General features: G+C 65.9%; 17 protein-coding genes. 14 read left to right on the forward strand and 3 right to left on the reverse strand.

Annotation, left to right across the window (positions count from 1 at the left end):
• The first annotated feature begins 569 nt into the window (after positions 1 to 569).
• Positions 570 to 1,946 (forward strand): L-serine ammonia-lyase, encoded by a 1,377-nt coding sequence (locus tag DNJ95_RS02895; protein WP_131183220.1) that lies wholly within the window; start codon positions 570 to 572, stop codon positions 1,944 to 1,946.
• 886 nt (positions 1,947 to 2,832) lie between these two features.
• On the forward strand, positions 2,833 to 3,951 hold the full coding sequence (gene gbdR / locus DNJ95_RS02900) for a choline metabolism transcriptional regulator GbdR (RefSeq protein ID WP_131183221.1): 1,119 nt from the start codon (positions 2,833 to 2,835) through the stop codon (positions 3,949 to 3,951).
• A gap of 71 nt (positions 3,952 to 4,022) precedes the next feature.
• Here gbdR and DNJ95_RS02905 read toward each other — a convergent pair whose 3' ends face one another.
• Both DNJ95_RS02905 and DNJ95_RS02910 read right to left on the reverse strand, forming a co-directional pair.
• The gene (locus tag DNJ95_RS02905) at positions 4,023 to 5,336 is read right to left on the reverse strand and encodes an OprD family porin (RefSeq protein WP_131183222.1); all 1,314 of its coding nucleotides are present in this window, start codon (positions 5,334 to 5,336) and stop codon (positions 4,023 to 4,025) included.
• Positions 5,337 to 5,894: 558 nt separating this feature from the next.
• Positions 5,895 to 6,137, reverse strand: a complete 243-nt coding sequence (locus DNJ95_RS02910; protein WP_131183223.1) for a hypothetical protein — start codon at positions 6,135 to 6,137, stop codon at positions 5,895 to 5,897.
• Between the two features lie 285 nt (positions 6,138 to 6,422).
• Between DNJ95_RS02910 and DNJ95_RS02915 the strand changes: the two genes are divergently transcribed.
• The 6 genes from DNJ95_RS02915 to etfB all read left to right on the forward strand — a co-directional run bounded on the left by DNJ95_RS02915 (position 6,423) and on the right by etfB (position 14,498).
• Positions 6,423 to 7,400, forward strand: a complete 978-nt coding sequence (locus DNJ95_RS02915) for a dipeptidase (RefSeq protein WP_131183224.1) — start codon at positions 6,423 to 6,425, stop codon at positions 7,398 to 7,400.
• A 150-nt stretch (positions 7,401 to 7,550) separates the two neighbouring features.
• Positions 7,551 to 8,081 carry a DUF5943 domain-containing protein gene (locus tag DNJ95_RS02920; protein WP_131183225.1) on the forward strand — a complete coding sequence of 177 codons (531 nt, stop codon included), beginning with the start codon at positions 7,551 to 7,553 and terminating at the stop codon, positions 8,079 to 8,081.
• Between the two features lie 97 nt (positions 8,082 to 8,178).
• On the forward strand, positions 8,179 to 10,239 hold the full coding sequence (gene dgcA / locus DNJ95_RS02925; protein WP_131183226.1) for a dimethylglycine demethylation protein DgcA: 2,061 nt from the start codon (positions 8,179 to 8,181) through the stop codon (positions 10,237 to 10,239).
• 105 nt (positions 10,240 to 10,344) lie between these two features.
• Positions 10,345 to 12,333 carry a dimethylglycine demethylation protein DgcB gene (gene dgcB / locus DNJ95_RS02930; RefSeq protein WP_131183227.1) on the forward strand — a complete coding sequence of 663 codons (1,989 nt, stop codon included), beginning with the start codon at positions 10,345 to 10,347 and terminating at the stop codon, positions 12,331 to 12,333.
• 166 nt (positions 12,334 to 12,499) lie between these two features.
• A complete protein-coding gene (etfA, locus tag DNJ95_RS02940; protein WP_131183228.1) occupies positions 12,500 to 13,732 on the forward strand; it encodes an electron transfer flavoprotein subunit alpha in 1,233 nt (410 codons plus the stop codon).
• Positions 13,722 to 14,498, forward strand: a complete 777-nt coding sequence (gene etfB / locus DNJ95_RS02945; protein WP_131183229.1) for an electron transfer flavoprotein subunit beta — start codon at positions 13,722 to 13,724, stop codon at positions 14,496 to 14,498. Before etfA ends, etfB begins: the two co-directional genes overlap by 11 nt.
• Before the next feature lie 343 nt (positions 14,499 to 14,841).
• Here etfB and gbcA read toward each other — a convergent pair whose 3' ends face one another.
• Positions 14,842 to 16,134 (reverse strand): glycine-betaine demethylase subunit GbcA, encoded by a 1,293-nt coding sequence (gene gbcA, locus DNJ95_RS02950; protein WP_131183230.1) that lies wholly within the window; start codon positions 16,132 to 16,134, stop codon positions 14,842 to 14,844.
• A 344-nt stretch (positions 16,135 to 16,478) separates the two neighbouring features.
• On the opposite strand from gbcA, the gene DNJ95_RS02955 reads away from it, so the two are divergent.
• The 6 genes from DNJ95_RS02955 (at position 16,479) to DNJ95_RS02980 (ending at position 24,488) form a co-directional block, all read left to right on the forward strand.
• Entirely contained in the window at positions 16,479 to 17,573 is a 1,095-nt protein-coding gene (locus DNJ95_RS02955) for an FAD-binding oxidoreductase (protein WP_131183231.1), read from the forward strand.
• A 223-nt stretch (positions 17,574 to 17,796) separates the two neighbouring features.
• A complete protein-coding gene (gene glyA, locus DNJ95_RS02960; RefSeq protein ID WP_131183232.1) occupies positions 17,797 to 19,050 on the forward strand; it encodes a serine hydroxymethyltransferase in 1,254 nt (417 codons plus the stop codon).
• A 19-nt stretch (positions 19,051 to 19,069) separates the two neighbouring features.
• On the forward strand, positions 19,070 to 20,317 hold the full coding sequence (locus tag DNJ95_RS02965; RefSeq protein WP_131183233.1) for a sarcosine oxidase subunit beta family protein: 1,248 nt from the start codon (positions 19,070 to 19,072) through the stop codon (positions 20,315 to 20,317).
• Between the two features lie 122 nt (positions 20,318 to 20,439).
• Positions 20,440 to 20,757 carry a sarcosine oxidase subunit delta gene (locus tag DNJ95_RS02970; protein ID WP_131183234.1) on the forward strand — a complete coding sequence of 106 codons (318 nt, stop codon included), beginning with the start codon at positions 20,440 to 20,442 and terminating at the stop codon, positions 20,755 to 20,757.
• The gene (locus DNJ95_RS02975; protein WP_131183235.1) at positions 20,754 to 23,780 is read left to right on the forward strand and encodes a sarcosine oxidase subunit alpha; all 3,027 of its coding nucleotides are present in this window, start codon (positions 20,754 to 20,756) and stop codon (positions 23,778 to 23,780) included. The genes DNJ95_RS02970 and DNJ95_RS02975 overlap by 4 nt, the downstream gene beginning before the upstream one ends.
• Positions 23,781 to 23,858: 78 nt before the next feature.
• The gene (locus DNJ95_RS02980) at positions 23,859 to 24,488 is read left to right on the forward strand and encodes a sarcosine oxidase subunit gamma (protein WP_131183236.1); all 630 of its coding nucleotides are present in this window, start codon (positions 23,859 to 23,861) and stop codon (positions 24,486 to 24,488) included.
• Positions 24,489 to 24,607 lie beyond the last annotated feature (119 nt).

The following is a 24,607-nucleotide window of genomic DNA, read 5'->3' on the forward strand; positions in this document are numbered from 1 at the left end:
GCCTTGCTGCGAACTGCTGGCAGATGCTTTGGCAGTGCTGGTAAAGCGCTGAAATCACGCCACCGGAGTTGCCGCATCACTGTCTCCGAATGTTCTTGGTGGATCGGCTCGTGCGCTGCTGCCGCCCGTTTATGGCCTTCGGAACCGGGTTTGCATTCTTCGTGAAGTGCCGGTCGGAGGTGTTTGTCCAGAAGGTGGAATCAACGATATAGGCTTGGGGCGGGGGCAATTGTCGGGATACGACCTGCATGTACCGGCAGACGACATGGCCGTTGCCGCGCCATCACGGTCCGGCGCTCGAGGGCGCCCGGGCGTCGGGCTGCAGCCCATCCTGGCGAGCATGCGTCCCGCGGGCTTTGCGGGGTGCATCGCCGCCGCCGGTGCATGCGGATGGTGGTAATCGACGAGCTCCTGTCGTTTCCAGTAACGGCCTGGTCGGTTCCGGATTCGGCGGTGCGGCGGAAATGCCCATGATATGTGCCTGGGGCGGCTGCCGTTTCTCACTGCGATGCGGGCAGCGCTGAAACGGCAACAGACCTCAGGAACACATTCTCTTCCCGGAGCCATTCATGGCAATCAGCGTATTCGACATGTTCAAGATCGGCATCGGCCCCTCCAGCTCGCACACGGTCGGGCCCATGCGTGCCGCCGCCCTGTTCGCCAACGCCCTCGGCGAACAGGGGCTGCTGGCGCGGGTGCGGCGCGTCGAGGTGCGACTGTACGGTTCGTTATCGGCGACCGGTGTCGGCCACGGCAGCGATCGTGCGGTGTTGATGGGGTTGATGGGCGAATGGCCGGACAGCATCGACCCGGCGACCATCGCGCCGCGTATCGAGCGGTTGCTCAGCGAGGGGAGGCTGCACCTGCTCGGGCGCCAGGCGGTACGCTTCGATTGGCAGCGCGACCTGCTGCTGCTCGACGAAAACCTGCCTTATCACGCCAACGCGATGATCCTGGTCGCGGAGGGTGACGACGGCGTGCTATGGCAGAACACCTACTATTCCATTGGCGGCGGCTTCGTGCTCGATGCCGGGCAGGCGGCCCTGGGGCGCCTGGACGGCGATGCCAGCGTGCTGCCGTATCCCTTCGCCACCGGCAGGCAGTTGCTGCAGTTGTGCCGCGAGCAGGCTATGAGTGTCGCCCAGTTGATGCTGGAGAATGAGAAAAGCTGGCGGGACGAGGCCCAGATCCGCTCGAAGCTCTTGCGCATCTGGGCGGTGATGTGCGAGTGCGTCGAGAACGGCTTGCGCCATGATGGCATCCTCCCCGGTGGCCTCAATGTGCGCCGGCGGGCCGCCAGGCTGTATCGCAGCCTGCAGGCGCTGGAGCAGCCGAACGTGATCGGCTCGACCCTGAGTGCGCTGGAATGGGTCAACCTGTTCGCGCTGGCGGTCAACGAGGAAAACGCCGCCGGTGGGCGCATGGTCACGGCGCCGACCAATGGTGCCGCGGGCATCGTGCCGGCGGTGCTGCACTACTATATGAAGTTCAACCCGGCCGCTTGCGATGACGATGTGGTGCGTTTCATGCTGTCCGCGGCGGCGGTGGGCATCCTGTGCAAGATCAACGCTTCCATCTCCGGCGCCGAGGTCGGCTGCCAGGGCGAGGTCGGTTCGGCCTGCGCGATGGCGGCCGCGGGCCTCGCCGAAGTGCTCGGCGCCACCCCCGCGCAGGTCGAGAACGCCGCCGAGATCGCCCTGGAACACAACCTCGGCCTGACTTGCGACCCGGTCGGCGGGCTGGTCCAGGTGCCCTGTATCGAGCGCAATGCGATCGCGGCGGTGAAGGCGATCAATGCCGCGCAAATGGCCTTGCGCGGCGACGGCGAGCATTTCATCTCGCTGGACCGGGTGATCCGCACCATGCGCGACACTGGCGCGGATATGCATGACAAGTACAAGGAAACGTCCCGTGGTGGCCTGGCGGTCAGCTACATCGAGTGCTGAGGTGCGAGCCGTCGTGATGGCCCGGGGCCGGCCTGTGGCGTGTCGCTGCGACTGGACTGGCAATAGTGTGTCCGGCTGGCTTCTGGATCGTAGAGCGTGATCTCGGGATCATCGTCCCTGTGCGGATGCCAGGTGGCGGGACGGGGCACGCGCGAATACATCCCTGTAGCTCTTCGCCGCATCCGTACAGCCACCTCCAGCAGCGCCTGTGGGAAAGGGCCTGCGAAACCGCAAGCCCTGCCAATGATCCCGCAGTGCGCTGACGGCTTCTTCCATAGTCGCCATAGTAGTCGCCGCGGCCCCGGCCACCACCGCTACGAAACCTTCGCCGACAGGGGCGCCGACGAAGAACGCCCCCTTATTCATATGGGCGACGGGTTCATGCGTGTTTCGTTGCGAGGCTGACCGGGTTCGCGACAGTTCGGACAACAGAACACCGCCAGTGACATACGATGAGCTACAGACTTGGTTGCCAATACGGTCGTAGCGACCTATGCGCGCCCTGCGGCATACCCTGCGCCAGGCTGTTCGCCGAAACACCGATTCGCTTCAGGCCGGCGAGACAGCGTGCGATTTTTCCTGGGCGCCCGGAGCTATCATCTCGAAGACTTTGGAAAGGGTAGGGGGTGAATCCTTTTCGCCCATTCACTGGCTTGACCGCCTTGTTGTAGTGCAATTAATGGAGGCGGGGCGAATGCTCACACCGAGCCTGGTATGCCTGTACGAGGTGCCTGGCGCGCTTCCACGGGAGCTTCGCGGGGCAGGGGCTTTTATCGGGATTTACACTGTTCGGGAATGCCATTTGCATACCGATAGCGTCACGTTCGTAAAAAATGATGACATTCCCGGAGAGGAACCCTGCCGTGTCCCGTGTGAGGAGTAGCATATGTCGCAGTTCGACGCGAAGGTCTTGTCCCAGAACGCCGCCTCCCAGTCCGTTGGCTTTCTGCTGCTGGACAATTTCACCCTGATTTCCCTGGCTTCCGCCGTTGAGCCCCTGCGTATGGGCAACCAGCTTTCCGGTCGTGAGCTGTATCGCTGGTACACCATCAGCGTCGATGGTGCCGCGGTGCAGGCCAGCGATGGCCTGAAGATTACCCCCGATTGCAGTATCGCCCAGGTTCCGCCGATGGACATGCTGATCGTCTGTGGCGGCATCGATATCCAGAACAGCGTGCGCCGTGAACATCTCTCCTGGCTGCGTGCCCAGGCCCGCCGTGGCTGCCGGCTCGGAGCGGTGTGTACCGGCAGTTGGGTGCTGGCCCATGCCGGGTTGCTCAACGGTTACGAATGCAGCGTGCACTGGGAGTTGCTGGCCGCTTTGCAGGAAGCCTTTCCCCGGGTCAATGCCAGTACCCGCCTGTTTTCCATAGACCGCGACCGTTTCACCTGTTCTGGTGGTACCGCGCCGATGGACATCATGCTGCACATGATCGGCCGGGATCACGGCCGCGAGTTGTCGGCGGCGATTTCCGAGATGTTCATCTATGAGCGTATCCGCAACGAACAGGATCACCAGCGCGTGCCGCTCAAGCATGTGCTCGGCAGCAACCAGCCGAAGCTGCAGGAAATCGTCGCGCTGATGGAATCCAACCTGGAGGAGCCCATCGACCTCGACGAGTTGTCGGTATATGTCAATGTTTCCCGGCGCCAGTTGGAGCGGCTGTTCCAGAAATACCTGCACTGCTCGCCATCGCGCTACTACCTGAAGCTGCGCTTGGTGCGCGCCCGGCAGTTGCTCAAGCAGACGCCGATGTCGATCATCGAGGTGGCGTCGATCTGCGGTTTTGTCTCCACCCCGCACTTTTCCAAGTGCTATCGCGAGTACTTCGGTATTCCTCCACGCGACGAGCGCCTGGGGCGGAGCGCCGATGAGCCGGCCCAGGCGTTGCCGCTCGTTTCCATTCTACCGCCGGATGCCATCTCTTCCGGTTTCTCCAGCCTGTCGTTCGACGCGCTCAGCCGCGCCCGTGGCGAGGCTACCTTTGGTAGCGTGCGTATCTGAGGGCCGCTCTTCGGCAGGCGGGCAGGGCATGGAGATCGGCCCGGGCGGTGCCCGGGCCGGTTGGGGTGGGATCAGAAGAAGCTGTAGGGGTACTCGACGATCAGGCGGATCTGGTCGCTGGAGCTGTCGGAGGCGTCGTTGCCGATCCGGTGCGTCGCCTGGCGCAGGCGCAACGACAGGTCCTTGGCCTTGCCCGATTGCACCACGTACTGGATGTCGAAGTCGCGTTCCCAGTGTTCCTCGCTGCTCCCGTCGGCGTACCAGGTATAGGCGCTGTTGGCCGGGATATCGCTGGCATCGACATCGCTGCCTTTGATATAGCGGACGCCGAAGGTCAGGCCGGGCACGCCGTAGCCGGCGAAGTCCAGGTTGTAGAACACGCCATAGGACTTCTCGTTCGGTCCGTTGAAGTCCACCAGTTGCGATGAGTTGGCCAGGTAGATGGAGTCGTGGTAGCTGCCCGGGCCGAGGCCGAGGTAGTCGAACGGCGCATCGCCGTCGATTTTCTGGTAGGTCAGCTTGAAGGTGTGGGCGCCGATGCTATAGGCACCCGCCAGTGACCAGGCGGTGACGCCGAGGTCGCCGGCCAGGGCCTTGCCTTGCTCGTTGGTGCGGTAGATGTTGAGGTCGAAGTTCAGGCTCTGGCTGTCGTTGATCGGGTAGGTGTAGTTGGCGTTGCCGTAGTACTGGCGCCAGATGTCTTCGTACTCGGAACCGTAGAGGCTGAAGCTGAGCTGGTCGCTGACGGCGTAGCTGCCACCGATGAAGTCAACGCTGTTGCTGCTCACGCCGGCGTAGGCGGCGTAGAAGTCGTCGCTGCCGTTGGTGCTGTTGAAGTCCTTGGCCGCAGTGAGGTGGGCCGCCTCGGCGGACAGTCCGCTGATCTCGCTGCTGGTCAGCCACAGGCCGGTGGCGGTGCCGGGCACCAGGCGTGCATCGGCCGCGGCGAACACCGGGTTGTAGGGGCGCAGGTTGTTGCCGTATTTCAGTTCCGTTTCGGAGAGGCGCACTTTCACCGCCGCGCCGGCCGAGCTGGCCTCTCTGGCGCTGCCTCTGCCGTCCGGCACCAGTACGCCGGCTTCGCCCGAGTAGCCATTACCGCCGTCCAGCTTGATCAGGGCGTAGGCGCTGGCGTCGATGCCGAAACCCAGGGTGCCCTGGGTGTAGCCGGAGTTGTAGTCGAGGCGGAAGCCCTGGCCCCATTCGCGGCGGTCGTTGAGTTGGTCCTTGCGGTCATGGTTCCAGTACAGGTTGCGTGTCAGGAAATCGAGGTGGCCGTCCTCGATGAAGCCTTCGCTGTCCGCCTGGCCGGCCATGGCCAGCGGGCTGCCTGTCACGGTGGCGATTGCCAGCGCGAGTAGTTGCGCTCTTCTGGGTGTGGGCATGTTTTTCTTCTCCCTATTGCTGTTGGTCATCTCGGTGGCAGTGGAACGTTGTCGCGACGGATGTGAGTACCATGTTCGGCGCGAGAGCGTCCAGGCCTTGCCTGGCAAGGCTCTCTGCGAGCCTACGTCGCTGGAGGAATACGACTTGGACGAGAACGACCGCCACTGGCCTGAAAGCGACCCGCATGAGCCGATGGCGATCGAATGTGCGTTTCATCGCCGGCCGCCGGTGCTGTCCTGGTGCCCGTGCCGTCGCTAACCCGGCCAGCCTCGCGGCGAATACCGTGGTGGTGATGGAAAGAGCCGTCGGTGCGCTGCCCGAATCATTCGCCGTGCCGGCTCTTTCCCACAGGCGCCGCCAATAGTGGTTGTGCGGATGCCAGGTGGCGGGACGGGTCTGGCATTCGCACCGGGACGATGAGCCCGAGTTCACGTTCTGCGATCCTGAAGCCAGACACGCTATTGCCAATCCGCCCGCAATGAGGGGGCGCACGATTGCCCGGTCGGCACGACCATGGGCCGGGATTCCATGCGGTGCCATCCGGCCCTTGATCGTTGTTACGGCGCCAGGGCTGGCAGCAGCAAGCGGCAGATCGCCTCGCGCACGGACGGCAAGACACTGGCGCCACTGCCGAGCACTTCGGTGACCATCTGCCGCAGTGCCTGCGCCTGCACCGGATCGAGCCCTTGCAGGGCGTATTCGCAGGCCTGATATGGGTCGGCGTCGGCTGGCACGCGGATGCCCAACGCCTGCAGGCGATGACGGAAGTCCTCCTGGTCGATCAGCTCGGCGTACATCATGGTGTCGATTCCTCGGCGGCTTGGTCTGTTGATTCTGCTCGGACGCTGCGCCCGTGGGCAAGCGGACGCAACGCGGATGTCCGTGATGGGCAAATGGAGGTCGTTTTCGAACAGGGTCGGTCCCGGCCCGCTGCCGCATGTCCATCCGCGACCTGGGTTTGACGCTTTCGGCAATACCTCGGTCGTTTTTGTACCGGGTCGCTCGCCGGCTCAGGCATATGCTCCCCTCCAAGCGCCGCCCACCAGGAGCGGCGGATCGTTCGAGAATTTGAAGGGGACAGCCTGATGAGTCCAGCCGAACTGCACGCCGACAGCATCGTCATCGACGGTCTGATCATCGCCAAATGGAGCCGTGAACTCTTCGCCGACATGCGCAAGGGCGGCCTGACCGCGGCCAACTGCACCGTGTCGGTGTGGGAGGGCTTCCAGGCCACGGTCGACAATATCGTCGCCAGCAACCAACTGATCCGCGACAACGCCGACCTGGTGATCCCGGTGCGCAGCACCGCCGACATCCGCAGGGCCAAGGAGCAGGGCAAGACCGGCATCCTCTACGGCTTCCAGAACGCCCATGCGTTCGAGGACCGGATCGGCTACGTCGAGGTGTTCAAGCAGCTCGGCGTGGGCATCGTGCAGCTTTGCTACAACACCCAGAACCTGGTCGGCACCGGCTGCTACGAGCGCGACGGCGGGCTTTCCGGCTTCGGCCACGAGATCGTCGCCGAGATGAACCGCGTCGGCGTCATGTGCGACCTGTCCCATGTCGGCGGCAAGACCTCGGAGGAGGTCATCCTCGCCTCGAACAAGCCGGTCTGCTATTCCCACTGCCTGCCCTCGGGGCTCAAGGAACACCCGCGCAACAAATCCGACGGGGAACTGAAGTTCATCGCCGACCACGGTGGCTTCGTCGGCGTGACCATGTTCGCGCCGTTCCTGGCCAAGGGTATCGACTCGACCATCGAGGACTACGCCGAGGCCATCGAGTATGTGATGAACATCGTCGGCGAGGACGCCATCGGCATCGGCACCGACTTCACCCAGGGCCACGGCCACGACTTCTTCGAGTGGCTGACCCACGACAAGGGCTACGCCCGCAGGCTGACCAACTTCGGCAAGATCGTCAACCCGCTGGGCATCCGCACCGTCGGCGAATTCCCCAACCTCACCGAGACCCTGCTCAAGCGCGGTATGCCGGAACGCACCGTGCGCAAGGTCATGGGCGAGAACTGGGTGCGAGTCCTCGCGGACGTCTGGGGCGAATGAGCGATGCCTCGCCGGCCCTGCGGGTCGGTTGCCGGGCCACGCCCGCGGCTAACCCACCCTGTGACAGGCGCACCAAACACATTTGCCGGATGGGGTGAGCACGGCGATACCCATCAAGCACTACCACAACGAATTCTGGAGTCCGAACACATGTCCACCCACGCCCCTGAAATGCCCATTGAAGTCGACGACGAAACCGGTGTCTGGAGCACCGACGCGCTGCCGATGCTCTATGTGCCGAGGCACTTCTTCGTCAACAACCACATCGGCATCGAGGAAGTGCTCGGCGCCGAGCAGTACGCCGAAATCCTCTACCACGCCGGCTACAAATCCGCCTGGCACTGGTGCGAGAAGGAAGCCGAGTGCCACGGGCTCGAGGGCGCCGCGGTATTCGAGCATTACATGAAGCGCATTTCCCAGCGTGGCTGGGGCCTGTTCGACATCGAGCAGCTCGACCTGGAGAACGGCCATGCCCAGGTGCGCCTGCGCCACTCGGCCTTCGTCTACGTGTACGGCAAGGTCAAGCGCAAGGTGGACTATATGTTCACCGGCTGGTTCTCTGGCGCCATCGACCAGATCCTGGCCGCCGCCGGCAGCCCGCTCCGTACTGTCACCGTGCAGCAATACAGCGGCGCCGAGGAAGGCCACGACGATGGCCTGTTCGTGACCCGGCCGCTCTGACCATAAACACGCCGAGCGGCCCCGTGGCGGGCCGGCCGGCGCAGAAATGCCAATCCGCGAGGCCCGTGCCGCGGATGTGTTCCCGTGAGGTGCCGTGATGGCCTTTGAAGCGATGTTCCAACCGATCCAGATCGGTAAGCTCACCATTCGTAACCGGGTGCTTTCCACTGCCCACGCCGAGGTCTATGCCACCGACGGCGGCATGACCACCGAGCGCTACGTGAAGTACTACGAGGAAAAGGCCAAGGGCGGCATCGGCCTGGCCATCTGCGGCGGCTCCTCGGTGGTGGCCATCGACAGCCCGCAGCAGTGGTGGAGTTCGGTGAACCTGGCCACCGACCGTATCATCCCGCACTTCCAGAACCTGGCCGACGCCATGCACAAGCATGGCGCCAGGATCATGATCCAGATTACCCATATGGGCCGCCGGTCAAGATGGGATGGGTTCCACTGGCCGACCCTGATGTCGCCGTCCGGCATCCGCGAGCCGGTGCACCGCGCCACCTGCAAGACCATCGAGGTCGAGGAGATCTGGCGGGTCATCGGCAACTACGTGCAGGCCGCGCGCCGGGCCAAGGAAGGTGGCCTGGATGGCGTGGAACTCTCGGCGGTGCACCAGCATATGATCGACCAGTTCTGGTCGCCGCGGGTGAACAAGCGCACCGACGAATGGGGCGGCAGCTTCGAGAACCGCATGCGCTTCGGCCTGGAGGTGCTCAAGGCGGTGCGCGCCGAGGTGGGCGATGACTTCTGCGTCGGTATGCGCATCTGCGGCGACGAGTTCCACCCGGACGGCCTGTCCCACGAGGACATGAAACAGATCGCCGCCTACTACGACGCCACCGGCATGCTCGACTTCATCGGCGTGGTGGGCTCCGGCTGCGACACCCACAACACCCTGGCCAACGTCATCCCCAACATGAGCTACCCGCCGGAGCCGTTCCTGCACCTGGCGGCCGGGATCAAGGAAGTGGTCAAGGTGCCGGTGCTGCATGCGCAGAACATCAAGGACCCGAACCAGGCGACCCGTATTCTGGAAGGCGGCTATGTGGACATGGTCGGCATGACCCGCGCGCACATCGCCGATCCGCACCTGATCGCCAAGATCAAGATGGGCCAGGTCGACCAGATCCGCCAGTGCGTCGGTGCCAACTACTGCATCGACCGGCAATACCAAGGTTTGGACGTGCTGTGCATCCAGAATGCGGCGACCTCGCGCGAATACATGGACGTGCCGCACATCATCGGCAAATCCAGCGGGCCGAAGCGCAAGGTGGTGATCGTCGGTGGCGGCCCGGCAGGCATGGAGGCGGCCCGGGTGTCGGCCGAGCGTGGCCATGATGTGACGCTGTTCGAGAAGCAGGAGCAGCTCGGCGGGCAGATCACCCTGGCGTCGAAAGCACCGCAGCGCGACCAGATCGCCGGTATCACGCGCTGGTACCAACTGGAGATCGCCCGCCTCGGCGTCGACCTGCGCCTGGGCACCGCCGCCGATGCGGCGACTATCCTCGACCTGCGTCCGGACATCGTCATCCTGGCCAACGGCGGCCATCCCTTCCTCGAACAGAACGAGCACTGGGGGGCGGCCGAGGGCCTGGTAGTGAGCAGTTGGGACATCCTCAGCGGCAAGGTGGCGCCGGGCAAGAACGTACTGGTGTACGACACCATCTGCGAATTCACCGGCATGTCGGTGGCCGACTACCTGGCCGACAAGGGCGCCCAGGTGGAGATCGTCACCGACGATATCAAGCCTGGCGTGGCCATTGGCGGCACCAGCTTCCCCACCTATTACCGCAGCCTGTACCCGAAGGAAGTGATCATGACCGGCGACCTGATGCTGGAGAAGGTCTACCGCGAGGGCGACAAGTTGGTGGCGAGGCTGGCGAACGAATACACCGGAGCGGAAGAGGAAAGGGTGGTCGACCAGGTGGTGGTGGAGAACGGCGTACGTCCGGACGAGTCGCTGTACTACGCGCTCAAGCAGGGTTCGCGCAACAGGGGCCAGATCGACGTCGAGGCGCTGTTCGCGATCGCCCCGCAGCCCTGCCTGAGCGAGGACGGAGACGGCTACCTGCTGTTCCGCATCGGCGACTGCGTGGCCCAGCGCAACACCCACGCGGCGATCTACGACGCGCTGCGGCTCTGTAAGGACTTCTGATAAAGCCGTGGGAGGCTGGAGGCTGGAGGCTGGACGAAAGCGCGACACAGCCGCCTTTTCGTCCAGCCTCCAGCCTTCGGCCTTCAGCGAAAAGGCCGGTGACCCATGCTTAATACGATACTTCCCCTCCTGCTTTTCGCCGCCCTTGGCCTCGCCGTGCTGGGCGCGCTCAAGCGCTTTTTCATGTGGCGCCGCGGTCGGCCGGCCAAGGTCGAGTGGCTTGGTGGCCTGCTGGCGATGCCGCGCCGCTACCTGGTGGATCTGCACCACGTGGTCGAGCGCGACAAGTACATGTCCAGGACCCACGTGGCCACCGCCGGCGGTTTCGTCCTGGCGGCGCTGCTGGCGATCGCCGTGCATGGCTTCGGCCTGCACAACCGCATACTCGGTTTCGCCCTGCTGGCGGCCACGCTGTTGATGTTCGGCGGCGCGCTGTTCGTCGCCAAACGCCGGCGCAACCCGCCGGCGCGGCTGTCGAAGGGCCCGTGGATGCGCCTGCCGAAAAGCCTGCTGATGTTCTCGGCCAGCTTCTTTATCGCCACGCTGCCGGTGGCCGGCATCCTGCCGCAAGGCTTCGGCGGCTGGCTCCTCGCGGCGGTGCTGGCGCTCGGCGTGGCCTGGGGCGTCGGCGAACTGTTCCTCGGCATGAGCTGGGGCGGGCCGATGAAGCATGCCTTCGCCGGCGCCCTGCACCTGGCCTGGCACCGCCGCAGCGAGCGGTTCTCTAGAAAAGATGGGGGTGGTGGCCGCTCCACCGGGCTGAAAGCCCTCGATCTGGATGATCCCACCGCGCCGCTGGGCGTGGAAAAACCCAGCGACTTCACCTGGAACCAACTGCTCGGTTTCGACGCCTGCGTGCAGTGCGGCAAGTGCGAGGCCATGTGCCCGGCCTTCGCCGCCGGCCAGCCGCTGAACCCGAAGAAGCTGATCCAGGACATGGTGATCGGCCTGGCCGGTGGCAACGACGCCCGCTTCGCCGGCAGCCCCTACCCGGGCAAGCCGCTCGGGGAGCATGGCGGCGGCCCGCACCAGCCGATCGTCGCCCTGCAAGGCAAGGCGCTGGTGGACGCCGATACCCTGTGGTCCTGCACCACCTGCCGCGCCTGCGTCGAGGAGTGCCCGATGATGATCGAGCACGTCGATGCCATCGTCGACATGCGCCGCCACCTGACCCTGGAGAAAGGTGCCACGCCGAACAAGGGCGCCGAGTTGCTGGACAACCTGATCGCCACCGACAACCCCGGCGGCTTCGCCCCCGGCGGCCGGTTGAACTGGGCCGCCGATCTCGACTTGCCGCTGTTCAGTGAGAAGCGGCAGGCCGACGTGTTGTTCTGGGTCGGCGATGGCGCCTTCGATATGCGCAACCAGCGCACCTTGCGGGCGTTCGTGAAGATTCTCAAGGCGGCACAGGTGGATTTTGCCGTGCTCGGCCTGGAAGAGCGCGACAGCGGCGACGTGGCCCGACGCCTGGGCGACGAGGCGGTGTTCCAGCAACTGGCCCGGCGCAATATCGCCACCCTGGGCCAGTACCGTTTCCAGCGCATCGTCAGTTGCGACCCACACAGCTTCCATGTGCTGCGCAACGAATATGGCGCCCTTGGCGGTCATTACCGGGTCTTGCACCACAGTACCTTTATCGAGGAACTGCTGCGTGGCGGCCAGCTTCAGCTTGGCCGGCATCCGTTGTCCCGGGAGCGTGGTGGCAAGGTCACCTACCACGACCCCTGCTACCTGGGCCGCTACAACGGTGAATACCAGGCGCCCCGCCAAGTGCTCGCCGCCATCGGTATCGAGGTCAGGGAAATGCAGCGCTCGGGCTTTCGTTCGCGCTGCTGCGGTGGCGGTGGCGGGGCGCCGATCACCGATATTCCCGGCAAGCAGCGCATCCCCGATATGCGCATGGCCGATATCAAGGAGACCGCCGCCGAACTGGTGGCCGTCGGTTGCCCGCAGTGCACCCTGATGCTCGAAGGCGTGGTCGAGCCACGGCCACAGGTCAAGGACATCGCCGAACTGGTGGCCGAAGCGTTGCTCGAACCCGCGGCCACGCCAGCGAGGCAGCCGGCGCGGCGCGAGCTGGCGCAGGTGCAGTGATGGCCGGTGGGCAGATGCCGCTATGGGCGCGCCCCGCAGGCGCGGCCTTGGCCATGGGCAGCGCCGGTCGCTCGCCCATGCGGAGGCGGGAACCGTTCGAAAAAACCAGTGCACGGCGGAGCCCCGAGGGGCGAAGGCTGCGTGCCTGTCACCAGGAGATCGCCATATGAGCGACATCGTTCGCCGCGACCCACGTGCCGAGTGGATCGCCCGCAACCGTCTGCACCCGCTGCACGCGGCCCAGCAGAGCCGCGGCCAGGGCCGCTGGCCGGGCCCCGATGGCATCGTCCGCAAGAATCCGCACCTGGCCGCCGCCGGCTTTATCGGTGCGGCTGGTCTCAAGCGCATCGACCGCAGTGGCGTCCAGCAGGGCAGCGCTGGCCGGCGCAGTGTCGATCGCGGCGAGGTGCAACTGCCGCTGCATATAGTCGAGCAGCCGGCTTTCTATATCGCGGTGGCGCCGGACATGGTCGGCGGTCGCCTTTCCAGCCATGACCGGGATCTGCTCGGCCTTGCCCGGCAGTTGGCCGGCAGTGCCGGAGCGGTACTCGCCGTGGTGTTTGGCGAGCACAAGGAAAGTGGCTTCGAGGGTGCTGGCGTGGATCGCCTGCTGTTGCTCGACGCCGCCGAATACCAAGGCTACGTGCCGGAACAGCGGTTGTTGGCCCTGCGTGCCGTGGAGGCCCGTTTCGCCCCGCGTCACTGGCTGTTGCCCGACAGTCGCAGCGGCGGTGGCGAGCTGGGCCGGCGCCTGGCCGCGAGCCTTGGCGAGCGCCCGGCGACCCGCGTCTGGCAAGTCAAGGATGGCCAGTGCAGTGGCCGTGCCGGTGCCGGCCGCGAAGACCTCGTGCGACCCTTGCCGCGCCTGCTGCTGGCGGCCGCGGAATGCGCCGAGCCGGTTGGCGAGACACGCCACGAGGCCCGCCCCGTGGTCCTTGAGGGCGGCGTGGCGCGCAACCTGCCGCGTATCGAGAACCTCGGCCCGGTGGCCGTGGACCCGGCGCGGATTCCGATGGCCGAGGCCGAGTTCATTCTCTCCGGCGGCAATGGCGTCAGCGACTGGGCGCTGTTCCACCGCGCCGCCGAGGCCCTCGGTGCCACCGAGGGCGCCTCGCGCGTGGCGGTGGACAACGACCATATGCCGCGTTCGCGACAGGTCGGTGCCACCGGCACCTGGGTCACCGCACGGGTCTACCTCGCCGTCGGCATTTCCGGCGCCATCCAGCACCTGCAGGGCATCGGCGCCTGCGACAAAGTGGTGGCGGTGAACCTGGACGCCGGTTGCGACATGATCAAGCGTGCCGATTTGTCGGTGATCGGCGATTCCGCCGCGATCCTCCAGGCGCTGATCGAAAAAGTCACAGCCTATCGCCAGGGAGGTAGCCGCGATGCAGCCTGAGCTGAATATTCTTGCGCTGGTTTCCATCGGCGCCCACCCGGCTTCCGGGCGCCTGCGCCGCGCCGAGCAGGATGCCCGCGCGGTGGAGCTCGGCCTGCTGCTGGCCGGCCCGCGCCTGCGCGTGCTGCACGCCGGCGACCCGCACCAGGAAGCCCTGCGTGGCTATCTCGGCATGGGCCTGGACGAGCTCGTCGTGCTGGAGCAACCAGCCACTGCCGATGCCTTGCCGGCGGTGGCCGGGTACCTCGCCGGCAGCGATGTGCAACTGGTGCTGACCGGCAGCCAGGCGGAAACCGGCGAAGGTTCGGGCATGCTGCCGTTCCTGCTCGCCGAGCGGCTGGGCTGGCCGCTGGTGGTGGGGCTGGCGGAAGTGGAGAGCATCGACGATGGCTGCGCCCAGCTTCTCCAGGCCCTGCCGCGTGGCCAGCGGCGGCGCTTGAGGGTGCGCCTGCCATTCGTCGCCAGTGTCGACAGTGCCGCCGCGGTGGCGCGCCAGAGCGCTTTCGGCCCGGCCCGGCGCGGGCGCCTCGAGCCGCACGAGGTCGAGGTGGTGGACGACCCGCTGCTGGGCGAGGCCAGCCTGCAACCGGCCCGGCCACGGCCGAAGCGCCTCAAGGTGATCAAGGCGAAGACCGCCGCCGAACGGATGAAGGCCGCCACCGCCAAGGCCGGCGGCGGCAGCGGGCAGGTGCTCGAGGGGCTTTGTGCCGAGCGGGGCGCCGAGGCGATCTTCAAGCTGCTGCTGGAGGAAGGGGTGCTGCGCTAGGGGCAGTTGCCGTTTCGTCGCGACAACGCGGCTCGCGATGAAACGGCAACAGACCCAAGTGGTGTCAACGATCAAATGTCGCGGACGGCAGCCACCTTCGGCAGCGCCTGTGGGAAAGGGCGCGAAAGCGAAAGCCCTACGGGTTCGCGACACGGGCATCAGGACACCGCCAGCGGTATACGATCGATCGCAGACTTGATGGCCAATCCGCTCGCGACCAGACGGAGGCAGCAGAGAAAAGGAGCGGTGAGCCCAGGCGCTCTGGTCGTGACGCACTGTGCTTTTTCTTGCGATGGCGATGGCGATGGGGGACGGGCCGGCGGGCGGCCCGTCCCGAGTGGCCTCAACCGGCCGAGGAGACTTCGCGCAGGTGGGCGGATTGTTCGCCGAGGTTGTTGAGCATCCGCTCGCTGTACCAGTCGAGGAAGTTGATCACGCCGAACTCGTAGGTCTGCGAGTAGGGGCCGGGCTGGTAGGCGCTGGAGTTGATACCGCGCTGGTTTTCCTCCGCCAGGATGCGGTCCTGGTCGTTGGTGGCATCCCATACCCTGCGCAGGTTCTGTGGGTCGTAGTCGACGCCTTCCACGGCATCCTTGTTCACCAGCCACTTGGTGGTCACCAGGGTTTCCTGCGGCCCGACCGGCCACACGGTGAAGACGATCATGTGGTCGCCCATGCAGTGGTTCCAGGAGTGCGGCAGGTGCAGGATGCGCATCGAACCGAGGTCCGGGTCGTTGATGCGGCCCATCAGCTTCTTGCAGCCTTGCGTGCCGTCGATGGTCATCGAGACGGTGCCGGCGAGCAGCGGCATGCGCACGATGCGGTTGCGCAGGCCGAAGCTGGCGTGGGCGTAGGGAATGTTGTCGGCTTCCCAGCGTGTGGTGCAGGCGGCCACCTGTTCCTTGAACGCCTGGCTGGCGCGCGGGTCGGTAACGTCGTCCCATTCCAGCAGGGTGTTGAGCAGTTCCGGGTGGGAGCCGCCGCAGTGGTAGCACTCGCGGTTGTTCTCGATCACCAGTTTCCAGTTGGCCTTTTCCAGCAGCGTGCTCTGCACCGCGACCTTGGTGTTCTCCATGTCGTAGGGTTCCATGTAGTGCTCGAGGGTGCGCAGGAACTCGTCGATGGCCGGCGGCTCCTCGGCCAGCGAGATGAAGATGTAGCCGCCGGCGGCCTTCACCTGGACCGGCTTGAGGCTGTGATCGGCAAGGCTGAAGTCGGTGCCCATCTCGGTGCCGGCGAACAGCAGGCGACCGTCCAGTTCATAGGTCCATTGGTGGTAGGGGCAGACCAGCTTGGCCACCTTGCCCTTGTCGCTGACGCACAGCCGCGAGCCGCGATGGCGGCAGACGTTGTGGAAGGCGAAGATCCGGCCTTCGGCACCGCGTACCACGATCACCGGGCTGTTGCCGACCTGCACACTGATGAAGTTGCCCTTGGCGGGGATCTCGCAGGTCATGCCGGCGATCAGCCATTCCTTCTGGAAAATCTCCTGCATATCGATCTGGAACAGCCGCTCATCGTTGTAGAAGGGCTGTGGCAGGCTGTAGCCGTGGTCGCGGCTGCGCAGCATTTCGGCGGTGGCCTCGCGGGCATTGCCCAGTGGGTCGGCCAGGCTCAGGGTAGTGGTGTCGTCCATCGTAGGTTCCTCACGGCCGGGCAGGGTGCCGGCGTCTTTGGGCAGGTTCGGTTCGCACACAGGGCTCGCTCGGCATGGCGAGAGGCCGTCCGCTCCGCTGGCAATAGGGCTCGCCTGGTTCGAGGGCGTTGTTCGGCTGGGCGCAGTGTCGCCGGGCCTCGGTCGCCGGCCATATCCAACCGCGACAAGAGCCAATCCGTTTCCGACCTGTCGGCCACTGTGAGGGCTGGCAGGTCGCGATAAGCATGTCGATGTCGCGGATGGATATGTGGTGCCCGCACGGCCTGAGCAGAATCGGGGCCGACCCCGGCCGCGTGGCGGCCCCTTGCGTGCGAGTAGCGACCATGACCAGCAATTTCCTCAATCCCGTCACTACCCAGACCTGGAGCAACGGCCGCCATGTGGTGCGTTGTGTCAAGGTGATCCAGGAGACCTGGGACGTTCGAACCTTCTGCTTCATGGCGGAACAGCCGTTGATGTTCTTCTTCAAGCCCGGCCAGTTCGTCACCCTGGAGCTGCAGGTCGACGGCCAGCAGGTGATGCGCTCCTACACCATCGCCAGTTCGCCGGCGGTGCCCTACAGCTTCTCCATCACCGTCAAGCGGGTGGCCGGCGGCCTGCTGTCGAACTGGCTGCACGACAATATGGCGCTGGGCCACACGCTGGCCGTGCACGGCCCGGTGGGGGCCTTCAACGCCATCGACTTTCCGGCCGACAAGGTGCTGCTGCTGTCCGGCGGGGTCGGCATCACCCCGCTGATGTCGATGGCGCGCTGGTTCTGCGACACCAACGCCGGGGTCGACATGGTGTTCGTGCACAGCGCCCGCTCGCCGCGCGACATCATTTTCCAGCGCGAGCTGGAGAATATGGCGGCGCGGCTGGACAACTTCGCCTTGCACCTGATTTGCGAGAAACACGGTTTCGGCGAGGCCTGGACCGGCTACCGGGGCTATCTCAGCGCGCCGATGCTGGAGCTGATCGCCGCGGATTTCCGCGAACGGGAAATCTTCTGCTGCGGTCCCGCGCCCTATATGCGCGCGGTCCGGCAGTTGCTGGAGAGCCGTGGCTACGACATGCAGCATTACCACGAGGAAGCCTTCGGCCCGACCCCGACCGAGGTTCGTACGGAAGCCCGCGAGCAGGCCGCCGAGGCCGCCGACGCGGAGCCCGCGGCCAGGCAGTTCGAGGTGGCGTTCCAGGCTTCCGGCAAGAGCGTGCGCATCGCCCCCGGCGAAACCGTGCATGCCGCCGCCGCCAAGCTCGGCCTGCATATTCCCAAGGCCTGCGGCATGGGCATCTGCGGCACCTGCCGGGTGCTCAAGAGCAGTGGCGAGGTTGAGATGGAACACAACGGCGGGATCACCGAGGAAGACGAGGCGGAGGGCTACATCCTGTCCTGCTGCTGCGTACCGAAAAGCGACCTGGTGATCGATTTCTGAAACCTTTGCCAGGGCCCCCGCCTGGGCGCTGTGGCCCGCCGTGCCTGCGTTGCCTGCCTTGGCCCGGCGCTTGCGGCGGCTTGCGGGCGATGTCGCAAACGAATCGTCGCGTGGCGTGCACAGGCATCTTCGTGGCGCAGGGCGGACCTACCATCGCACTCAAACCGGCCATCCGGACCGGTCCAGACATGCCGGCGCACAGTGACGCGCCACAGGGGGATACATGTTCAGCAAGACCGATCAGATCAAGGGTTACGACGACGAACTGCTCGCCGCGATAGACGAGGAAGATCTGCGCCAGGAACGCCATATCGAACTGATCGCCTCGGAAAACTACGCCAGCAAGCGGGTCATGCAGGCACAGGGCAGCGGGCTGACCAACAAGTATGCCGAGGGCTATCCGGGCAAGCGCTACTACGGTGGCTGCGAGTACGTCGACAAGGTCGAGCAACTGGCCATCGAGCGCGCCAAGGCGTTGTTCGGCGCCGGTTACGCCAACGTCCAGCCGCATTCCGGCTCCCAGGCCAACGCCGCGGTCTACCTGGCGCTGCTCAATCCCGGCGACACCATTCTCGGCATGAGCCTGGCCCATGGCGGCCACCTGACCCACGGCGCCAAGGTCAGCTCCTCGGGCAAGCTGTACAACGCGGTGCAGTACGGCCTGGATTCGGCCAGCGGGCTGATCGACTACGAGCAAGTGCGGCGCCTGGCCCTGGAGCACAAGCCGAAGCTGATCGTCGCCGGCTTCTCCGCCTACTCGAAAATCCTCGATTTCGCCCGCTTCCGCGAGATCGCCGACGAGGTCGGCGCCTATCTGTTCGTCGACATGGCCCACGTCGCCGGCCTGGTCGCCGCGGGCCTGTATCCCAACCCGCTGCCCTATGCCGATGTCGTCACCAGTACCACCCACAAGACCCTGCGCGGCCCGCGCGGCGGGCTGATCCTGGCCAAGGCCGACGCGGAACTGGAGAAGAAACTCAACTCCGCGGTGTTCCCCGGCCAGCAGGGCGGCCCGCTGATGCACGTGATCGCCGCCAAGGCGGTGTGCTTCAAGGAAGCGATGGAACCCCAATTCGTCGCCTACCAGAAACAGGTGGTGAACAACGCCAAGGCCATGGCCGAGGTTTTCATCGAGCGTGGCTACGAAGTGGTTTCCGGCGGCACCGACAACCACCTGTTCCTGCTCTCGCTGATCAAGCAGGGCCTGACCGGCAAGGAGGCCGACGCCGCCCTCGGCCGGGTCGGTATCACGGTGAACAAGAACGCCGTGCCCAACGACCCGCAGTCGCCCTTCGTCACCTCTGGCATCCGTATCGGTACGCCGGCGATCACCACCCGCGGGCTCAAGGAGCCGCAGAGCCGCGAACTGGCCTGCTGGATCTGTGACGTGCTCGACCACCTGGGCGATGCCGATGTCGAGGCCATGATCGGCCGCGAGGTCGCCGGCCTGTGCGCCGATTACCCGGTCTACCGCTGACCCGTGCGAGGAATCCGCAATGCAACGCTATTCAGGCTTCGCCCTGCTGAAGAACGCCTTCAGCCACCACGAGAACTGGCAGCGCCAATGGCGCAACCCGACGCCCAGGCCGGTCTACGATGTGCTCATCGTCGGCGGCGGCCTGCACGGCCTGGCTACTGCCTATTACCTGGCCAAGGAGCACGGTATCCGTAACGTGGCGGTGCTCGAGAAGGGCCACCTGGGCGGCGGTAACGCCTGCCGCAACACCACCATCGTGCGCTCCAACTACCTGTGGGACGAGTCGGCGCAACTCTATGAGCACGCGATGAAACTGTGGGAGGGCCTGTCCCTGGACCTCAACTACAACGTGATGTTTTCCCAGCGTGGCTGCTACCACCTGTGCCATACCCTGCAGGACCTGCGCGACAACCAGCGACTGGTCAGCGCCAACCGCCTCAACGGTATCGACAATGAATTGCTCGATGCCCGCCAGGTGGAGCAGGAGATTCCTTTCCTCAACCTCCACAACGCCCGTTACCCGGTGCTCGGCGCCAGCGTCCAGCGGCGCGCCGGCAATGCCCGCCACGATGCCGTGGCCTGGGGCTTCGCACGGGCCGCCGACGCCCTCGGCGTCGACCTGATCCAGAACACCGAGGTGACCGGCTTCCGCAAGCAGGATGGCGCGGTGATCGGTGTCGAAACCCGCAACGGTTTCATCGGCGCCAAGCGCGTCGGCATGGTGGTGGCCGGCAATAGCGGCCACCTCGCCGGCCTGGCCGGCTTCAAGCTGCCGCTGGAGTCGCACCCGTTGCAGGCGCTGGTTTCCGAACCGCTCAAGCCGGTGATCGACACCGTCATCATGTCCAACGCCGTGCACGGCTATATCAGCCAGTCGGACAAGGGCGACCTGGTGATCGGCGCCGGTATCGACACCTGGGTCGGTTATGGCCAGCGCGGCTCCTATCCGGTGATCGAACACACCCTGCAGGCCATCGTCGAAATGTTCCCGGTGCTCTCGCGGGTGCGCATGAATCGCCAATGGGGCGGCATCGTCGACACCACCCCGGATGCCTGCCCGATCATCGGCAGCACGCCGCTGAAGAACCTGTTCATCAACTGTGGCTGGGGTACTGGCGGCTTCAAGGCCACGCCGGGCTCGGGCAACGTGTTCGCCGCCACCCTGGCCAGGGGTGAGCCGCACCCGCTGGCCAAGCCCTTCGCCCTGGAGCGTTTCCATAGCGGCGCGCTGATCGACGAACACGGCGCCGCCGCCGTGGCCCACTGAACAAGGCGGAAAGACCACCAGAGCGCTGCAGGCCGCAGGCTGGACGAGAGCCCGGTCGCCCCCGTCCAGCCTCCGGCCCGCAGCGAAACCGAGCCAGCTCAAATGCTCATCGAGGTGCCGAAATGCTTCTTATCCATTGCCCGTATTGTGGCGAATCGCGCTCCGAAGAGGAGTTTCACGCCCGTGGCCAGGCGCATATCGCCCGCCCCCTGGATCCCGAGGCCTGCTCCGACCGGGAGTGGGGCGAATATATGTGGTTCCGTGACAACACCCGTGGCGTGCACCGTGAACTGTGGGTGCACGCCGCCGGCTGCCGCAAATACTTCAACGTCGCCCGTCATACGGTGACTTACGAGATCCTCGAAACCTACCCGATCGGCCGCCCATCGCGACTGGCCGCTGACGAACAGGCCGCCGCGCAGCAAGGAGAAACCGCATGAGCCAGGGCAAGCGCCTCGCCCAGGGAGGCCGCATCGACCGCGGCCAGCCACTGAGCTTCACCTTCAACGGCAAGCGCTACCAGGGCTATGCCGGGGATAGCCTGGCCTCGGCCCTGCTGGCCAACGGCATCGACGTGGTCGGTCGCAGCTTCAAGTATTCGCGCCCGCGTGGCCTGGTCGCCGCTGGCGCCGAAGAGCCGAACGCGATCCTCCAGCTCGGCTCCCGCGAAGAGACCCAGGTGCCGAATATCCGCGCCACCCAGCAGGCACTGTACGAAGGCTTGGTCGCCCGCAGCAGCAACGGCTGGCCGAACGTCGACAGCGATATCATGGGGGTGCTCGGCAAGTTCGCCGGCAAGCTGATGCCGCCGGGCTTCTACAACAAGACCTTCATGTACCCGGCCTCCATGTGGATGAGCTACGAGAAGGTCATCCGCAAGGCCGCGGGCCTGGGGCGGGCGCCCACCGCCACCGACCCCGATCGCTACGACCTGGTCAACCGCCACTGCGACGTGCTGGTGGTCGGCGCCGGCCCCGCCGGCCTGGCCGCCGCGTTGTCGGCGGCGCGCAGTGGCGCGCGGGTGATCGTCGCCGACGAGCAGGAGGCGTTCGGCGGCAGCCTGCTGGATTGCCGCGAGACCCTCGATGGTCGTCCGGCGATGGCTTGGGTCGAAGCGGCGCTGGGCGAACTGCGTGGCTGCGAGGAGGTGCTGCTGCTGCCACGGGCCACCGTCAACGGCTACCACGACCAGAACTTCCTGACCATTCATGAACGCCGTACCGACCACCTTGGTGAAGCCGCCCCGGCCGGCCAGGTGCGCCAGCGCCTGCACCGGGTGCGCGCCGGCCGGGTGGTGCTGGCCTGCGGCGCCCATGAGCGGCCGCTGGTCTACGCCAACAACGATGTGCCCGGCAATCTGCTGGCCGGGGCGGTTTCCTGTTATCTGCGGCGCTACGGCGTGGCAGCGGGCCAGCGCCTGCTGCTGTCGACCAACAATGACTACGCCTACCGGACCGCCCTCGACTGGCTGGACGCCGGTCTCGAAGTGGTCGCTGTCGCCGATGCCCGGCCCGATCCACATGGCACCTGGGTCGAGGCGGTGCGTGCGCGCGGCGTGAACGTGCTCGGCGGCAGCGCGGTGATCGAGGCGCGTGGCGGCAAGTGCGTCGAGGCTGGCATGGTGGCCGCCATCGATGTCGCCGGCCATCGTGTACTCAGTGCCGGCCAGTGGCTGGACTGCGACCTGATCGCCACCTCCGGCGGCTACAGCCCGGTGGTCCACCTGGCCTCGCACCTCGGTGGCCGGCCGCTGTGGCGCGACGATATCCAGGGTTTCGTGCCCGGCGACAGCGTCGGTATCCAGCGCCGCGTCTGCGCCGGTGCGGTGCATGGTGTATTCAGCCTTGGCGACGTGCTCGCCGACGGCTTCGAGGCCGGTGCCAGGGCGGCCGCCGATGTCGGCTTCATGGCCCCGCCGGCCAGTGTGCCGGTCACCAGCCGGGTGATCGAAGAGCCATTGCTCGGGTTGTTCCTGGTGCCGCACCACAAGCCGGTGTCACAGGCGCCCAAGCAGTTCGTCGACCTGCAGAACGACGTTACCGCGGCGGCCATCGAACTGGCCTGCCGCGAAGGTTTCGAGGCCATCGAGCACGTCAAGCGCTACACCGCGATGGGCTTCGGCACCGACCAGGGCAAACTCGGCAACATCAACGGCATGGCCATCGCCGCGCGTGTCCAGGGCAAGCGCATTGCCGAAGTCGGCACCACCATGTTCCGCCCCAACTACACGCCGGTGAGCTTCGGCGCCGTGGCCGGTCGCCATTGCGGCGAACTGTTCGAGCCGGTGCGCACCACCGCCCTGCATGCCTGGCATGAGCGCAATGGCGCGCTGTTCGAGGACGTTGGCCAGTGGAAGCGCCCCTGGTACTACCCGCGCCAGGGGGAGGACATGCACGCCGCGGTGGCGCGCGAATGCCGCGCGGTGCGCGAGGCGGTGGGCCTGCTGGATGCCACCACCCTGGGCAAGATCGACATTCAGGGTGCGGATGCCCGCGAGTTCCTCAACCGCGTCTACACCAACGCCTGGACCAGGCTGGACGTGGGCAAGGCGCGCTACGGGCTGATGTGCAAGGAAGACGGCATGGTCTTCGACGACGGCGTCACCGCCTGCCTGGCCGACAACCACTTCCTGATGACCACCACCACCGGCGGCGCGGCGCGGGTGCTGGAGTGGCTGGAGCTGTACCACCAGACCGAGTGGCCGGAACTGAAGGTGTACTTCACCTCGGTCACCGACCACTGGGCGACCATGACCCTGTCCGGCCCCAATAGCCGCAAGCTGCTGGGCGAATTGACCGACCTCGACCTAGGCCGCGAGGCTTTCCCGTTCATGAGCTGGAAGGAGGGCGAGGTCGCCGGAGTGCCGGCGCGGGTGTTCCGCATCTCCTTCACCGGCGAATTGTCCTACGAGATCAACGTCCAGGCCGACTATGCCCTGGCGGTATGGAAGCGCCTGCTGGAGATTGGCGCCCAGTATGGCCTGACCCCCTACGGTACCGAGACCATGCACCTGTTGCGCGCCGAGAAGGGCTTCATCATCGTCGGCCAGGACACCGATGCCACGGTCACCCCGTTCGACCTCAACATGGGCTGGGCGGTGGGCAAGAGCAAGCCATTCTCCTGGATCGGCTGGCGCGGCATGAACCGCGAGGACTGCGTGCGGGAAGGGCGCAAGCAACTGGTCGGGCTCAAGCCGCTGGACCCCCGCGAGGTGCTGCCGGAAGGCGCGCAACTGGTCGACGACCCTGGCCATCCGCTGCCGGTGCCGATGGTCGGCCACGTCACTTCCAGCTACATGAGCGCCACCCTCGGCCATGGTTTCGCCATGGCGCTGGTGAAGAATGGCCTCGCACGCATCGGCGAGAAAGTCTATGCGCCACTGGAGAACGGGCGTTGCATCGTCGCGGAAATCGTCGGGTCGGTGTTCTACGATCCGCAGGGCGAGCGGCAGAACCTGGAATGAGGCGGCGGGCCGGCGACGCCGGCCCCTGGAATGGCTTATCGCCGGAGGCGCCATGTGCCTTCGGTCGGGGAAAACGACATGAGCACTGTAAATGTTTACCTGCAACGCCCGAATGCTTCCATCGCGGGCGAACCCCCGCTGCAACGCGCCGGCCTGCTGGCCGGACCTGGCCCGGCCACGGCCGGGGTGATCCTGCGCGAGCGTGGCCTGCTCGGCCATCTGCTGCTGCGCGGCGACGCCAGCGACGACGCTTTCGCCAGCGCGCTGAACGAGGTGCTCGGGGTGGAACTGCCGGGCGCCCTGACGGTGGTGGCCGAGGGCGAGCTGTCCCTGCAATGGCTGGCACCGGATGAATGGCTGCTGATCGTTCCTGGCGGCGAGGAGCTGGCCTATGAGCGGCGCCTGCGTGCGGCCCTGGGGGCCGATCTGCACTACTCCGTGGTCAACGTCAGCGGCGGTCAGACCCTGCTCGAACTGTCCGGCCCGCACGTCCGCGACCTGTTGATGAAATCCACTCCCTACGATGTCCATCCACGCAACTTCCCGCCGGGCAAGGCCGTCGGCAGTGTGTTCGCCAAGTCCCAGTGCCTGATCCGCCGCACCGGGGAAGACACCTGGGAACTGCTGATCCGCCGCAGTTTCAGCGACTACTTCAGCCTCTGGCTGCGCGATGCCGCGGCGGAGTATGGCCTGTGGGTGCGCGCCTGAGCGTTGCGGCAACGATGGAGTGGCCCGGTGGGTAATCGCGCCCCTGTGTCGGGTGTTCCGCACGTACCTGGGCGATTGGCGTGGTCGGCTCCGGTGCGCATGGCGCACCCTGCGCCAAG

The sequence above is a fragment of the Stutzerimonas kirkiae genome, from assembly GCF_004327335.1.
GTDB classification, from domain to species: Bacteria; Pseudomonadota; Gammaproteobacteria; order Pseudomonadales; family Pseudomonadaceae; genus Stutzerimonas; species Stutzerimonas kirkiae.

Excerpts from the sequence above, each read along its gene's own strand:
- DNJ95_RS02895 (WP_131183220.1), top strand. The coding sequence starts at position 570 with ATGGCAATCAGCGTATTCGACATGTTCAAGATCGGCATCGGCCCCTCC.
- gbdR (WP_131183221.1), top strand. The coding sequence starts at position 2,833 with ATGTCGCAGTTCGACGCGAAGGTCTTGTCCCAGAACGCCGCCTCCCAG.
- DNJ95_RS02905 (WP_131183222.1), bottom strand. The coding sequence starts at position 5,336 with ATGCCCACACCCAGAAGAGCGCAACTACTCGCGCTGGCAATCGCCACC.
- DNJ95_RS02910 (WP_131183223.1), bottom strand. The coding sequence starts at position 6,137 with ATGATGTACGCCGAGCTGATCGACCAGGAGGACTTCCGTCATCGCCTG.
- DNJ95_RS02915 (WP_131183224.1), top strand. The coding sequence starts at position 6,423 with ATGAGTCCAGCCGAACTGCACGCCGACAGCATCGTCATCGACGGTCTG.
- DNJ95_RS02920 (WP_131183225.1), top strand. The coding sequence starts at position 7,551 with ATGTCCACCCACGCCCCTGAAATGCCCATTGAAGTCGACGACGAAACC.
- dgcA (WP_131183226.1), top strand. The coding sequence starts at position 8,179 with ATGGCCTTTGAAGCGATGTTCCAACCGATCCAGATCGGTAAGCTCACC.
- dgcB (WP_131183227.1), top strand. The coding sequence starts at position 10,345 with ATGCTTAATACGATACTTCCCCTCCTGCTTTTCGCCGCCCTTGGCCTC.
- etfA (WP_131183228.1), top strand. The coding sequence starts at position 12,500 with ATGAGCGACATCGTTCGCCGCGACCCACGTGCCGAGTGGATCGCCCGC.
- etfB (WP_131183229.1), top strand. The coding sequence starts at position 13,722 with ATGCAGCCTGAGCTGAATATTCTTGCGCTGGTTTCCATCGGCGCCCAC.
- gbcA (WP_131183230.1), bottom strand. The coding sequence starts at position 16,134 with ATGGACGACACCACTACCCTGAGCCTGGCCGACCCACTGGGCAATGCC.
- DNJ95_RS02955 (WP_131183231.1), top strand. The coding sequence starts at position 16,479 with ATGACCAGCAATTTCCTCAATCCCGTCACTACCCAGACCTGGAGCAAC.
- glyA (WP_131183232.1), top strand. The coding sequence starts at position 17,797 with ATGTTCAGCAAGACCGATCAGATCAAGGGTTACGACGACGAACTGCTC.
- DNJ95_RS02965 (WP_131183233.1), top strand. The coding sequence starts at position 19,070 with ATGCAACGCTATTCAGGCTTCGCCCTGCTGAAGAACGCCTTCAGCCAC.
- DNJ95_RS02970 (WP_131183234.1), top strand. The coding sequence starts at position 20,440 with ATGCTTCTTATCCATTGCCCGTATTGTGGCGAATCGCGCTCCGAAGAG.
- DNJ95_RS02975 (WP_131183235.1), top strand. The coding sequence starts at position 20,754 with ATGAGCCAGGGCAAGCGCCTCGCCCAGGGAGGCCGCATCGACCGCGGC.
- DNJ95_RS02980 (WP_131183236.1), top strand. The coding sequence starts at position 23,859 with ATGAGCACTGTAAATGTTTACCTGCAACGCCCGAATGCTTCCATCGCG.